The following is a 12,454-nucleotide window of genomic DNA, read 5'->3' on the forward strand; positions in this document are numbered from 1 at the left end:
GATTATCACGGGATACATGATTAATCAATATTTTCTGACAATTGTTCCAAAAGAAAAAATATTGAGAACGTTATCATGCATATTATTACTAAAAAAGATGCGAAAAGAACCATATTATAACAAAAAATCCGGTCCTTCATTGAAGAAGTGACCGGATGGTTAATATAGATATAACGAGCGACATAAGTTTAACTAGAAGCCATGAAGCGCCCCTTTTTTTGTCGTCTCATTTTGTGGAGGAGCCAGGCGTGAACGACTTCACAAGATTGACGGGGCAACGTTAGCTCGACGAGCGGTTCCTGTTGCTGCCCTCGGATGGTGAATACTCCGGTCTCTTCATCAATCGGTGAGATTGCCATTGAGCTCGCATCATTCAGTGATAATTTAAGTTCGCCAATTGACGCATCCTTCAGTTTCAGGATATGTCCGTTCGTCGCGAATTTAGCGAATGATCCGATTCCGTTCACTTTTAACTGGTCCATAACTAGTTCCTCCTTTGTTAGCTAACACGAACAATCATCATACGTGTAACGAAAAAAAACAACTGCAACTTCTAACTTATCAAAAAGGTTAATCTCATTATAACGAAGTCTCTAAAAGAAGCTAGCATTATTTTATGTGAAAATTCAATTAATTCAAGAGAGGTATTGTATGATATTAGATTTCTTGAAATAATACATGAAAGTAGAAAAAAATAAGATACAAAAAAAGCATCCTATCATTTGATGATAGAGATGCTGAAGATCATCGTACCTCAAAATCCCAGGCTTTTTTGCGGTGGACGAATTCACCACGTGCGATGATGGACTCTTTTTCAGACTCAAAGTCTTCCTTTAGCACGGCCATGTCTTCGTAACGACCCGCAATATAAAGAGGAATGCTGAGTTGTCTCGTAAAAACAGAGCGTTTTATATTCGCGAAATCAATTAACACACCTTCGCTGAGCAATTGACGAATATGGATCAGGATTTCAGCCGTCAAAGGACGGGGAGATAACCCACGAAGCTCGTGACGAATCTTTCGCTGGATTAAGACTGAGAGAATTTGCTCGATTCGGGACCAATCTTTTAAATATACTGTTGCCTGAAATCCGTCGTGTTCACTGAAATAGGCGAACTCGTTCTCGACCGATGACGCGAACGGGCTCGGCATACCACGCTTCATATGCATGAGGAATAACAGCTCCGCAACTTCAGGATCAGTTAATGTATCTAAGGAATGTGAAGAGCGGATGTCGATCGCGTTCAATGGATGACGAACGACATCATTCGACGCGGAAAATTGCTCGATTTCATGTGCTTCAACGTAATTGAGCGAAGTACGAAACGATTGTTTGACGGCTTTAAAGTCTGCACCTGAGACAAGTAATGGACGTTTTAAATCTAGCGCAATCATGAAATCAGAAAATGTCACACCAGACATCGTTAAACGATGGTTTTCTGCATCTTCATAAAAATAAAGCATTGTACTTGACATAGCCATCTGCTTCCTTTCTTGACTCATCAATACTTACTATTTCAATAGTAGCAAAACTTCAATCGAGCGAAAAGAATAATTCCTTTTGAAAACGGGCATAATAAAGAATAGAAGCATAAAAAGAGGTGATCAAACGATGTGGGGGTTACGAAAACCATTTCCAGAGTTGACGACGGAACGATTTGTTCTAAGGGAACTTGAAAATAAAGATGCACGTGATTTATTTAAGATTCTTTCAGATGAGGACGTCATGTACTATTACGGATCGGATCCGTTAGCGACTGTGTATGAAGCAAAAAACGTCATTAGTTATTTCAAAGAACAGTTTACACAAGGGAAGGCGATTCGGTGGGCAATCGCTGATTTGCAAACGAACCAATTAATCGGGACAATCGGCTTCCATAATTGGTTAGCGCAGTACCACCGTGCTGAAATCGGTTTTGAGGTCAGTCAAGACTACTGGAAGCAAGGTGTCGCTTCTGAGGCGGCGCGTGCTGTTTTAACACATGGATTCGAAGACTTCGCCCTCCATCGCATCAGTGCCCTTGTTGCACCTGAAAATCTTGCTTCGAATGCACTCGTCCAAAAATTAGGTTTTCAATCGGAAGGATTGCTTGAGGATTATGCCTACAGTCATGGACGTTTTATGGATTTGACAATTTACCGGATGCTTGCATCGGAATGGAAGGGATGAGTTAGTCAATGTCGAAACAAACACTCGTATTGCTACACGGATTTGCTGGAGGAACAGATTATTTTAATCGGGTGGAAGCAAAGCTTCGCTTATCGTTTGATGTCTTGCCGCTGCGACTACCCGGTCATGAAGGAGAGGACGTAGGACCTGACACAGTGGAAGGATTTGCAGAGTGGGTCATGAAGGACTTGGAACGCCGGGAAATCGAAAATCCGATTATCATTGGTCACTCTTTCGGCGGATATATTACGGCTGCGATCGTCGAAGCTTATGCAGATAAAATTGCTGGTTTCGGTCTCGTCTATTCAACGGCGAAACCAGACGCTACTGAAGCGAAACAAAAACGGAATCAAAACATTAGTCGTGTCGAGGAAATTGGAGTTCGGGCATTCGTTGACGGCATGATTCCCGGCTTATTTGCTGAAGGGGCAGATCCGATGCTAATTTCTGAAGCAAAAGAGATTGGTTACATGATGACAGTCGAAGGTGCAATACGCGCTCTAAGTGCGATGCGCGACCGGAGAGATGTCACGAGCGCATTGAATCAAACTTCAGTTCCTGGTGTGATTGTTCATGGTGAAAAAGATGCCCTTATCTCTAAAGAGAGTGCATTTAGCCCGAATAACTCACGGATCAGCTTTGAATCGACGGACAGTGGTCACATGGGGATGCTTGAAACACCGGATGCGTTCTGTGAGATTATCGAGCGTGTATTTGCTTAAACAACATCAAAGCTCTACGGTTCGAATCGTAGAGCTTTTGCGTTGCAATTTCTTTAAAGTTTCTGAATGATGGAGGGGGAGGGATCGATATGAAAATTGTAGCAATTGAACCAACACCAAGTCCAAACAACATGAAAGTCATCGTTGATGAAACATTTTCTGAAAAGGGACAGACCTTTGAACATGCTTTTGGTGCGCCGGAGCACGTAACGAAACTTTTAGACATTCCTGGAATTAAATCAGTCTATCAAGTGAGTGACTTTCTTGCCGTCGAACGTTTTCCAAAATACGATTGGCGAACACTCGTCATCGAAATTCGCCGAGCTTTTGGTGAGAATTTAAGTGATGTCGAAAATCATGAAACAGATGCCGCATTCGAACCTGTGCATCTCTTTGTTCAATTCATCCTCGGTGTCCCGATGCAAATCAAAGGCGTCAAAGGATTAGAAGAAAAACGACAAGGGTTACCGGAAAGGTTTCGGGATGCTGCACTATTCGTCCAACCTTTTGTCCAAAATGTCATTAGTGATCGACGCTGGGTTGAACAAGCCCCACGGTATGGGGAACTGGACGATAGTCTAGAGGAAGTGGCGCAAGAGCTCGAAATCGCCTATCCTCAAGAGCGGGTTGAACGATTGAAAGTACTCGCTTCGGGTGAAGACGTTACGTTTGATGGACAAGCCCTTAGCTCGAGCGACTGGAAAGAGCGGTTTGCAGCACTGGATGAATTACCGATTGATTTAAGCTGGGTCTCGGCTTATGCGAAGATGCTTCAGGATGAAAAAATGCAAATCAGACGACAAGCAATCGTCAAGCTCGGCATGTTTGAGGAGAATCGTCAAGAATTGCTCGAATATATCACGAATGCTTTACATGACCCTTCAGGAATCGTTCGTCGGACCGCAGGGGATACAGTATCTGATTGGGCACTTCCGGAAGCGGAGCCGATGATGATTGAAGCGTTGACCGATAAAAACAAACTTGTTCGTTGGCGTGCCGCGCGCTTTCTATTCGATGTTGGAACGGAACGGGCAGTATCTCGCTTAAAAGAAGCAGCACAAGATAAAGAATATGAAGTCGCACTCCAAGCCGAGCTCGCCTTAGCACGAATTGAGAGTGGGGAAGAAGCACTAGGGACAGTCTGGCAACAAATGAACCGTTTGATTGACGAAAGTTCATAAGAACTTGAAAAAACCATGTTTGGCACAATCATTCGACAAAATCGCGCATGTTTTGTCTAGTCATATTTTACCTATAAGACTTATGTCCTGGTAAAAAAAAGAAGAAAAAACTGTAATGATTTTGAAATGTCTTTGAAATCTGATGATAATCTGCATGTTTCAAAAGAAATGATTTGTTTTTTATATCATCCATTTTATGGGTTAGAAAACTGGCATAAAGTTTTGACATGAATTGTCGAATGACAATTCACCTGCTCTTTTGGACGTTTGGTAAAGTGAAATCAACATAACGGATTCGAGATTAACCGAGTGAGTTGGTTTAACTGAAATCTAACATAACAAAGGAGATGCGGGGACATGATACTTTTTGCAGAAACAGACTTAGCAGTGGGGTATAAAGAACGAACGGCTTCTGGTGTGTATGTTACAATCGAGACAGGTGATAGTCGGACCATCACACTCGTCGCACCGGTCACAGCGACAGATGCGATCTGTGATGAGTTATTCGTAACGGGGATGGAACAATTATTCTCAGGTTCAACCGATGTAACAGAAATGCCTGTTGCTTAATCAGCAACTATGAAAGGGAGATGAGGGAAACCTTGTCTCCTTTTTTGTATGATAAAATGGATGAAAAGAGGGAGGAAACGTCATGAAATGGTCTCGAACACGGTTGCTGTTACTTGGATTAGCGCTCATGTTAGTCGGATGTAGTCAAGAAACTAAAAAAGCGGACCTTGCAACAAAAGTGTCGAATCAACCGATTGAAATTGCCGTGTCAGGACAGGCTGTTGGATTGAATACAATAGAGGCAATCGTACGGTTGCACAATCCAAATGACCAAAACGTGAAAATTGCGTATCCTTCATCACAACGCTTTGAATTAATGGTGCGTGATGGACGAAATCACGTGATTTACACGTTTTCGAAAGAACATCTTTTTACACAAGCGATTGAAGAAGAACAGTTTAAACCGTATGAGGAAAAGGAATATGAAGTGACGATTGAATTATCAGATACTAGCGATGTAAAAGAAATCGACGGAATGACTGTTCAACAATTCGAGGGAGCGCGTGACTCGACATCGAAGGTGACATCCGTTATTTCTAAAGGGAAGCTATGATGCTAAACTGAAACTATTGAACTACCTCCACCTATGCTTCGCTAAAAGGTGGAGGATTCCTGAGTTATTCGATCTAATGTTCGAAACTTTATCAGGCTAACCCCGTCGTCCCGACGGTTGAACGTTAATCTTGCCCGTTTCTTTTGAGCGGATGCCTACTCTGCTTGGTTTTCGCTACTTCGGTCATCCGCAAGGTGGACGTTGAAGATTTTACGTGACAGACGAACTTCCTGTCACAACCCTATATCTTCAGTTTCCAAAGAACGTGACATTTTAATTATTCCTGATTTTAATTGTTTTCAAACGAAGAGCGTCGGACAATTGACGTATTGGAAGACACGTCCTGTCCGACGACGATTCATCCCCCCACTTGGACTAGGGCTTCGCCCTGAACGTTTAGAAGGGGGAGTATTCTCGTCTAATTTTGGTGAAAAATAGAGAATGAGGAGTGTGATGTGACAATGCAACAAGACATCATTCAAGCGACAGGAGTCAAGCCAGTCATCGAGGCGCATGAAGAGGTGGCGAACCGGATTCGTTTCTTAAAAGAATACTTACTGCACACGGGTGCTAAAGGATTTATCCTTGGTATTTCAGGTGGTCAAGACTCGTCTCTTGCCGGACGGCTCTGTCAACTCGCTGTAGAAGAACTGAGAGCAGAAACAGGACGAGATTTTCATTTTTATGCGGTCCGCCTTCCTTATGGACAGCAGCAGGATGAATCGGACGCACAACTTGCCTTATCATTCATTCGACCAGATCACTCGTTACGCGTTGATATCAAGCCGGCAGTAGAAGCGGCAATGGCTTCATTTGAAGTCGCGACAGGAGAAGTCCTATCTGATTTCAGTAAAGGTAATACGAAGGCACGTGAACGGATGAAAGTACAATATGATCTTGGAGCGCACTTTGGTTGTCTCGTCGTCGGAACGGATCATGCAGCTGAATTCGTCACAGGTTTCTACACGAAGCATGGTGACGGGGCTTGTGATTTAACACCGTTGACTGGCTTAAACAAACGACAAGGAAAACAATTGTTACGTTATTTAGATGCACCTGTCGGATTGATTGATAAAGTACCGACAGCTGATCTAGAGGATGACCGACCTGGTTTACCTGACGAACTCGCATTAGGGATGACGTATGATGAGATTGACGACTATCTAGAAGGAAAAAGCATTTCAACTGCAAGTCAAACGAAACTAGAGACACAGTATAAACGTGTAGGTCATAAACATCATATGCCGGTTTCTCCATTAGATGACTGGTGGAAATGATATGACGATGCTTGCTCTCCGAGGCAAAGTATCTTTTTAAAACGACATCCTTTAGGGGTTTCGTTTCAGACTGTAGACAAAGTGCTATCAGGAGAAAAAGCGTCTTTATTCGTTGCTTTCCTCGGGCGAGGCGCAAGCCGTTGCTCCTTGGTCCTTACGGACAACGAGCAGGGTCTTGTCTGCCTCTGAAAGTGCGTTAAAAACGCACTTTTTCCCGTAGGAGTCAACGAAACATGACGCTTTTTAGCTAATACCGTGACCAAAAAGCCAGGCGTGGAGACGGTTTAGAGCGCAATCCGTCTCGAATCGCTTTGAAGACGAGGCGAGACAGGGAAGCGCGAACGGATTGCATCTCGATACCGTATGTTTACGCTTTTTAATAGTTTGTCTACACGCTGAAACGACATCCTTTAGGGGTGTCGTTTTTTTTGTTTGGAATCGGGAAAAGAATCAAGAAAAGGGAATTGATGCTTAAAAGGAGGTGCGTCGAGTGGAAAAGATTGCAGTCGTCGGTGGTGGGTTAGCTGGTTTATCAGTGGCAGCACTTCTCGCGGATCAAGGAAAGGAAATTCATCTGTACGATGCCGGTTTACTGGGGGGGAGGGCAACTTCGCAAGTGCTTAAAGGATTTACGTTCAATTATGGAGCGCATGCTGTTTATGGGCGTGACCAATCAGCACTCCGTTCATTAATTAAACAATTGAAGCTTAATGTGACATGGCTCGATTTTTCTTCTTCTAAGGCGAAATATGAGTTTGCTGGACATTTGACTGCGGCTCCTGCGAATGCACTCGGCCTGTTGAAGACAGAACTAGTGGAAGGAACCGATAAGGTGCGTTTCACATGGGCGGTCGTTAAAACACTACTGTCACTCGAACGTGGAGAGTCGGAAGTTTCAATTGGGGACTGGTTGGTCCAAGAAAAGGTCGAAGACGATGTCTCAAGGTTAATGCTCGATTTAGCTTCGAGTAATTTTTTCACTTCCGAACCCGAAAATATTCCGTCATCTGTCTATTTTGCGTATTACCGGAAACTATTTCGTACGCGCAAACCGGTTTCATATATTGCTGGAGGTTGGCAAACCTTAATTGATGAACTCGAACGCGTTTTGACGGACTACGGGGGAGAAATCCATCGGAAAACCAAGATTACAGCGATTGAACAAAGTAGGGGAGGTTATCGATTACGCGATCGCCAAAAAAATGAATGGTCGGCTAAGCGTGTAATTCTCGCGATACCTCCTCGCGAGATGCGTAAAGTTGCATTACCATTATCGATCCAGCACTTTATTGAACCATACGCGCAGTTTGAACCAGCCGAAGCCCTAGTCTATGATGTCGGAATCAGTCCTTACATTGATACTCCTTTTTCTTATGTATTCGATCGAGACCATCAAGTCTTCGTCACGGATTTGTCACACTATGATGCAAGCATTTCTCCGAAAGAGGGACAAGTCTTACAAGTCGTCGCATATCTTGATCATAAACAGGTCAGTCAAGCGACATATATTGAAGAAAAAGTACAGCACGCCCATGACTTATTAGATCACCACTATCCAGGGTGGCGAGATCGCCTTGTGACAGAGCGGACGATGAAACGCGCAATCGTTCAAGAAATCAAATGGAAGATGGGACAAAGGCCGTTGCCTTGCTTTTTGGAAGCGGATACGTCGATTGCTTTCGTAGGTGATTGGTGTGAAGGAGAAGGTCAGTTATCGGAATTATCTTTTTCAAGTGCCTACGCGGTGTCGAGGGAGTGGCAGTGAAACGGTCAAGCATAGTATCGGCATCGGAAGGAAATGAAAAACCCGAGCATTCCTGTAATCGAAATGGAATCGCTCGGGTTTCCTGTGCGTTAATTTTTGTAGTGAGTTCTACGTGACGCATTTGTTTGAACAGATATCTGCAACTTATGCACTTTGTTTATTCGGGTAAAAGGCAAGGATCAATAAGAGGGTGAAGGCGATTAAACTCATCATTGGGATTGTCAAAAAACCGAAGTAGTTGACCCATTGAATCAGGCAACCATTCGTACAGAGTGCCTCGCCATCCGGGAGGCGTTCGAGAACAACGTGATAGGCAGCAACTGCCCAACCGATTCCAACATATAGTCGAACGAAAAGAGCATCGACGGGGCGATTCCGAAAGAGTGTAATGATTAAATAAAATGCCGTCGTATACATGAACAAGCGTTGCCACCAACAAAGTGGACAAGGGATGAAACCGCGAACTTCACTGAAGTACAGACTTCCTAAGGTCGCAATCGTTGAGACGATTAACATAAAATGATAGCGTGACATATGTACCTTCCTTCCTAACGTGTTAAACTAATGCCATCTTATATCATGAGGAGTCGAATCTTACATTGCAAGTGTCGGAAATGGAAATGTTGATAACTTTATCGGAAGAGCTGAATATGCGAAGAGCAGCCGAACGTCTTTTCGTCTCGCAGCCGGCACTCAGTCAACGATTGGTTGCGATTGAGCGCAGGTGGGCGACGAAGTTGTTCATTCGTTCTTCCCGTGGATTAAGCATTACGCCCCAAGGAGAAAAAGTCATTGGGCTCGCAAAAGAAATGAATCGAAAAGAATTAGAACTGAAAAGTGAACTGACTGCCGAAGAAGGGGCAGTCTACGGGACCCTTCGGATTGCTGTCGCCTCCATCATGGGTCAATATTGGTTGCCACGCGTGTTGAAACGTTTCGTGGAACGTTACCCGCATGTACGCGTCCAACTCGTAACAGGGTGGTCGAGTGAAATGATGCGGCATATGCTCGAAGAACATTTTCATATCGGCATCATTCGAGGTAATCCGGACTGGAAGGGCGTCAAGGAACGGTTGTTCTCAGACCCGCTCTATCTTGTTGATAGTGAGTTGACGACGCTTGAACAGTTGCGTAAGACGGACCGACCATTCATTCAGTTCAAAAGTGATTCGACGTACTATCAAGAAATACTCGAGTGGTGGCAGGATCGTTTTTCAAGTCCGCCTGCGCGGACGCTCGTCGTCGACCAAATCGAAACTTGTAAACAAATGGCGTTACACGGCATTGGATTCGCGATTTTACCAGAGTCAACGATTCAAGAATCGAGCGAAGTGATGCAGATTCCGTTGAAGACGTCTTCGGGTAAAGTACTGAAACGCGATACATGGATTTTATCGACGGAATCCATGCTTGAGTTAAAACAAGTCCAAGCCTTTTGGGACATCGTAAAAGAAGAAGGGGGAAGTCAGTCAGATGGAATACGCGATTGAAATGCGAAGAGAACTTCATAAAATACCTGAATTAGGATTCAAGGAGTTCAAGACGCAAGCCTTTATTTTAAATCAGATTCGCTCTTATCCTGAAGACCGCGTCAGCTACGATACGTTTGAAACAGGTGTTTTCGTTCGTGTTAAAGGGTTGACCGGAAATCGAACAATCGGTTACCGCGCAGATATCGATGGTTTGCCGATCGAAGAAGCGACGGGTCTTCCTTTTGGTTCGGAGCATCCGGGAATGATGCACGCCTGTGGGCATGACGTCCATGCGTCAATTGCGTTAGGTCTGCTTCGTCGTCTTGTCGAGTTACCGATCATGGATGACGTCGTCTTCTTATTCCAACCGGCAGAAGAAGGTCCGGGTGGAGCGGAACCGATGATTAAAAGTCCATTATTCGAAAAATATCGTCCGAGTGAAATGTATGGTCTCCATGTGGCACCTGAATATCCGGTCGGGACAATTGCGAGTCGTCCTGGCGTATTATTTGCCAGTGCGCGGGAAGTTCACATCACGATTTATGGTCAAAGTGGTCATGCTGCATTTCCACACTTGACGGTCGATACGGTCGTTGCTCAGGCTGCACTCATCATGCAGTTGCAAACAATCGTCAGTCGATCAATCAATCCGATGAATTGTAGTGTCATCACGATTGGCAAGGTCGATGCGGGGATTCGTGAAAATGTTATTGCCGGTCGAGCTGTGCTAGATGGAACGATGCGTGCGTTGAACGGTACTGATATGGAAAAATTAGAAGAACGGGTACGTGACATCGTTCGTGGAATTGAAGCGTCATTTGGCGTGAAAATTGATTTGCAATTTGGAAACCGCTATTACGAAGTCGTGAATGATCAAAACGTCGTCGATAAATTTTCTTCATTCGTTAAGATGAATGCAAATTATGTTGAATGCGACGCTGCGATGACGGGTGAAGACTTTGGATTCATGTTAAAAGAAGTCCCAGGCATGATGTTTTGGCTTGGAATCGATAATCCAACGTCCGGTTTACATCAGCCGACGTTGAATCCGGATGAAGAGGCGATCCCATTTGTGATTAATTTACTGGATCATTACTTCCGTGAATATGTGTAAACTGAATGAATCGTAAAAAGACTGTAGAAATGCCCTTTACTTCGCCTCAAATCGAAGTAAAGGGTTTTCATTTAGCGAGATCATCTAGTTTTCGAACGTTTTGTGAAGAAAATCACGAATAGATGTGAACAATTTGTTACATCAAACATTTAGAACAGACACAAATGATTATGTTCTCTATGATACGGATATAAACATATATAGAAGTACGTTTAGGAAGAGGGGGGCACACACATGTTCAATGATCCAGTTATGCTCAGTCGATTATTGACAGGGCTCACATTAGCATTTCACATCATTTTTGCAACGATTGGTGTAGGAGTTCCGTTGATGGTACTCGCAGCCGAGTACATTGGAATTAAACGAAAAGATCCAGATTATATTCTTTTAGCACGACGTTGGACGCGCGGTTATATCGTAACGGTAGCGGTCGGAGTCGTTACGGGGACGGCAATCGGATTACAATTATCGCTCTTATGGCCTTCATTAATGCAAGTAGCCGGACAGACGATTGCTTTGCCGCTCTTCATGGAAACGTTCGCCTTCTTCTTTGAAGCGATCTTCCTTGGGATTTACTTGTACACATGGGATCGCTTTAAAAATCCATGGTTACACTGGTTAATCGGGATTCCGGTCGTCATTGGGGCAACGGCGTCAGCCTTCTTCATCACGACAGTTAACTCGTTCATGAATTCTCCGGAAGGTTTTAAAATTGTCAACGGAACGTTAACACAAATCGAACCGTTAAAAGCGATGTTCAATACGGCAACGCCAACAAAAGCGACACACGTTATTGTATCTGCTTACTTGACGGTTGCGTTCATCTTAGCAGCAATTGCTGCGTTCCATCTATTGCGCAAGAAAACACTGTCCGCAGCCGAGACGGCGTATCACAAAAAGGCACTTCGTCTGACAGTCATGGCTGGATTGATTTTCGCCTTCTCGACAGCGCTCGTCGGTGATTTTTCAGGAAAGTACCTTGCGAAATATCAACCTGAAAAATTAGCAGCAGCGGAGTGGCATTTTGAAACGACAAATGAAGCAGAACTGATTTTCGGTGGGATTTTGGATGAGCAAGAAGATGGTAGTTATGACATCAAAGGTGCGGTTAAGATTCCATACGCCTTGTCAATTCTTGCAGGTGGAGCACCAGATACAGAAGTCATCGGTCTAAATGAATTTGCGAAAGAAGACCAAGCGCCTTTATTCGTCCACTATTTCTTCGATATCATGGTATCGATTGGGATGTATTTAGCAGCGATTTCCGCCTTGTTCATACTCGCATTCCGACTGAAGAAGTTGAACCCGTATAATAAATGGTTACTGCGCGGTATTTTCATTGGTGGACCACTTGCCATCGTTTCGATTGAAGCAGGTTGGATGTACGCGGAAATCGGACGTCAACCATGGACGCTATATGGTATTATGAGAACGGCTGACGCAGCGACGACATCTACTGCAGTCGGACCGATGCTGATTCTATTCAGCATGTTGTACCTCTTACTTGGTACGATTTGTACAGTCGTATTGCTCCGTATGTTTAAGAATAATCCTGTCGGTAAAGAACTCGCAGACGATCACCATACTCGCGGTGAAGCGATGTTTGCGGACGATAAAGAATAAGGAGGGA

General features: G+C 44.1%; 13 protein-coding genes. 10 read left to right on the plus strand and 3 right to left on the minus strand.

The window, feature by feature from the left end:
* Positions 1 to 188: 188 nt before the first annotated feature.
* Both KNQ05_RS02975 and KNQ05_RS02980 read right to left on the minus strand, forming a co-directional pair.
* Positions 189 to 482, minus strand: coding sequence for a hypothetical protein (locus KNQ05_RS02975; RefSeq protein WP_029330976.1), 294 nt, complete (start codon positions 480 to 482; stop codon positions 189 to 191).
* Positions 483 to 744: 262 nt separating this feature from the next.
* Positions 745 to 1,476, minus strand: coding sequence for a hypothetical protein (locus tag KNQ05_RS02980; protein WP_088837479.1), 732 nt, complete (start codon positions 1,474 to 1,476; stop codon positions 745 to 747).
* A gap of 136 nt (positions 1,477 to 1,612) precedes the next feature.
* Here KNQ05_RS02980 and KNQ05_RS02985 point away from each other — a divergent pair, with 136 nt between their 5' ends.
* The 7 genes from KNQ05_RS02985 (at position 1,613) to KNQ05_RS03015 (ending at position 8,238) form a co-directional block, all read left to right on the plus strand.
* Positions 1,613 to 2,170: a GNAT family N-acetyltransferase gene (locus KNQ05_RS02985; RefSeq protein ID WP_029330974.1), complete on the plus strand. Its 558-nt coding sequence runs from the start codon at positions 1,613 to 1,615 to the stop codon at positions 2,168 to 2,170.
* An 8-nt stretch (positions 2,171 to 2,178) separates the two neighbouring features.
* A complete protein-coding gene (locus KNQ05_RS02990) occupies positions 2,179 to 2,892 on the plus strand; it encodes an alpha/beta fold hydrolase (RefSeq protein WP_088837478.1) in 714 nt (237 codons plus the stop codon).
* A gap of 89 nt (positions 2,893 to 2,981) precedes the next feature.
* A complete protein-coding gene (locus KNQ05_RS02995) occupies positions 2,982 to 4,073 on the plus strand; it encodes a virulence factor (RefSeq protein ID WP_214804400.1) in 1,092 nt (363 codons plus the stop codon).
* 357 nt (positions 4,074 to 4,430) lie between these two features.
* Positions 4,431 to 4,643 (plus strand): hypothetical protein, encoded by a 213-nt coding sequence (locus tag KNQ05_RS03000; RefSeq protein ID WP_029330971.1) that lies wholly within the window; start codon positions 4,431 to 4,433, stop codon positions 4,641 to 4,643.
* An 82-nt stretch (positions 4,644 to 4,725) separates the two neighbouring features.
* Complete coding sequence (locus KNQ05_RS03005) at positions 4,726 to 5,196, plus strand: BsuPI-related putative proteinase inhibitor (RefSeq protein ID WP_088837476.1); 471 nt, start codon at positions 4,726 to 4,728, stop codon at positions 5,194 to 5,196.
* Between the two features lie 461 nt (positions 5,197 to 5,657).
* Positions 5,658 to 6,473 carry an ammonia-dependent NAD(+) synthetase gene (gene nadE, locus KNQ05_RS03010; protein WP_088837475.1) on the plus strand — a complete coding sequence of 272 codons (816 nt, stop codon included), beginning with the start codon at positions 5,658 to 5,660 and terminating at the stop codon, positions 6,471 to 6,473.
* Between the two features lie 490 nt (positions 6,474 to 6,963).
* The gene (locus tag KNQ05_RS03015) at positions 6,964 to 8,238 is read left to right on the plus strand and encodes an FAD-dependent oxidoreductase (protein WP_157898489.1); all 1,275 of its coding nucleotides are present in this window, start codon (positions 6,964 to 6,966) and stop codon (positions 8,236 to 8,238) included.
* A 144-nt stretch (positions 8,239 to 8,382) separates the two neighbouring features.
* Here KNQ05_RS03015 and KNQ05_RS03020 read toward each other — a convergent pair whose 3' ends face one another.
* Positions 8,383 to 8,772: a disulfide bond formation protein B gene (locus tag KNQ05_RS03020; protein ID WP_214765263.1), complete on the minus strand. Its 390-nt coding sequence runs from the start codon at positions 8,770 to 8,772 to the stop codon at positions 8,383 to 8,385.
* Between the two features lie 65 nt (positions 8,773 to 8,837).
* Here KNQ05_RS03020 and KNQ05_RS03025 point away from each other — a divergent pair, with 65 nt between their 5' ends.
* From KNQ05_RS03025 to KNQ05_RS03035, 3 genes are all read left to right on the plus strand, one after another.
* Positions 8,838 to 9,728, plus strand: coding sequence for a transcriptional regulator CcpC (locus KNQ05_RS03025; protein ID WP_029330966.1), 891 nt, complete (start codon positions 8,838 to 8,840; stop codon positions 9,726 to 9,728).
* Positions 9,712 to 10,824, plus strand: coding sequence for an N-acetyldiaminopimelate deacetylase (locus KNQ05_RS03030; RefSeq protein ID WP_088837472.1), 1,113 nt, complete (start codon positions 9,712 to 9,714; stop codon positions 10,822 to 10,824). The genes KNQ05_RS03025 and KNQ05_RS03030 overlap by 17 nt, the downstream gene beginning before the upstream one ends.
* A 234-nt stretch (positions 10,825 to 11,058) precedes the next feature.
* Positions 11,059 to 12,447: a cytochrome ubiquinol oxidase subunit I gene (locus KNQ05_RS03035; protein ID WP_029330964.1), complete on the plus strand. Its 1,389-nt coding sequence runs from the start codon at positions 11,059 to 11,061 to the stop codon at positions 12,445 to 12,447.
* Positions 12,448 to 12,454 lie beyond the last annotated feature (7 nt).

This window comes from Exiguobacterium sp. s125 (assembly GCF_018618605.1).
In the GTDB taxonomy this organism is placed as follows: Bacteria; Bacillota; Bacilli; order Exiguobacteriales; family Exiguobacteriaceae; genus Exiguobacterium_A; species Exiguobacterium_A oxidotolerans.

Bases quoted from the DNA above. Each gene is read 5' to 3' on its own strand.
- KNQ05_RS02990 (WP_088837478.1), top strand. From the start codon at position 2,179: ATGTCGAAACAAACACTCGTATTGCTACACGGATTTGCTGGAGGAACA.
- nadE (WP_088837475.1), top strand. From the start codon at position 5,658: ATGCAACAAGACATCATTCAAGCGACAGGAGTCAAGCCAGTCATCGAG.
- KNQ05_RS03030 (WP_088837472.1), top strand. From the start codon at position 9,712: ATGGAATACGCGATTGAAATGCGAAGAGAACTTCATAAAATACCTGAA.
- KNQ05_RS03035 (WP_029330964.1), top strand. From the start codon at position 11,059: ATGTTCAATGATCCAGTTATGCTCAGTCGATTATTGACAGGGCTCACA.
- KNQ05_RS03020 (WP_214765263.1), bottom strand. From the start codon at position 8,772: ATGTCACGCTATCATTTTATGTTAATCGTCTCAACGATTGCGACCTTA.
- KNQ05_RS02975 (WP_029330976.1), bottom strand. From the start codon at position 482: ATGGACCAGTTAAAAGTGAACGGAATCGGATCATTCGCTAAATTCGCG.
- KNQ05_RS03005 (WP_088837476.1), top strand. From the start codon at position 4,726: ATGAAATGGTCTCGAACACGGTTGCTGTTACTTGGATTAGCGCTCATG.
- KNQ05_RS03000 (WP_029330971.1), top strand. From the start codon at position 4,431: ATGATACTTTTTGCAGAAACAGACTTAGCAGTGGGGTATAAAGAACGA.
- KNQ05_RS02985 (WP_029330974.1), top strand. From the start codon at position 1,613: ATGTGGGGGTTACGAAAACCATTTCCAGAGTTGACGACGGAACGATTT.
- KNQ05_RS02980 (WP_088837479.1), bottom strand. From the start codon at position 1,476: ATGTCAAGTACAATGCTTTATTTTTATGAAGATGCAGAAAACCATCGT.
- KNQ05_RS02995 (WP_214804400.1), top strand. From the start codon at position 2,982: ATGAAAATTGTAGCAATTGAACCAACACCAAGTCCAAACAACATGAAA.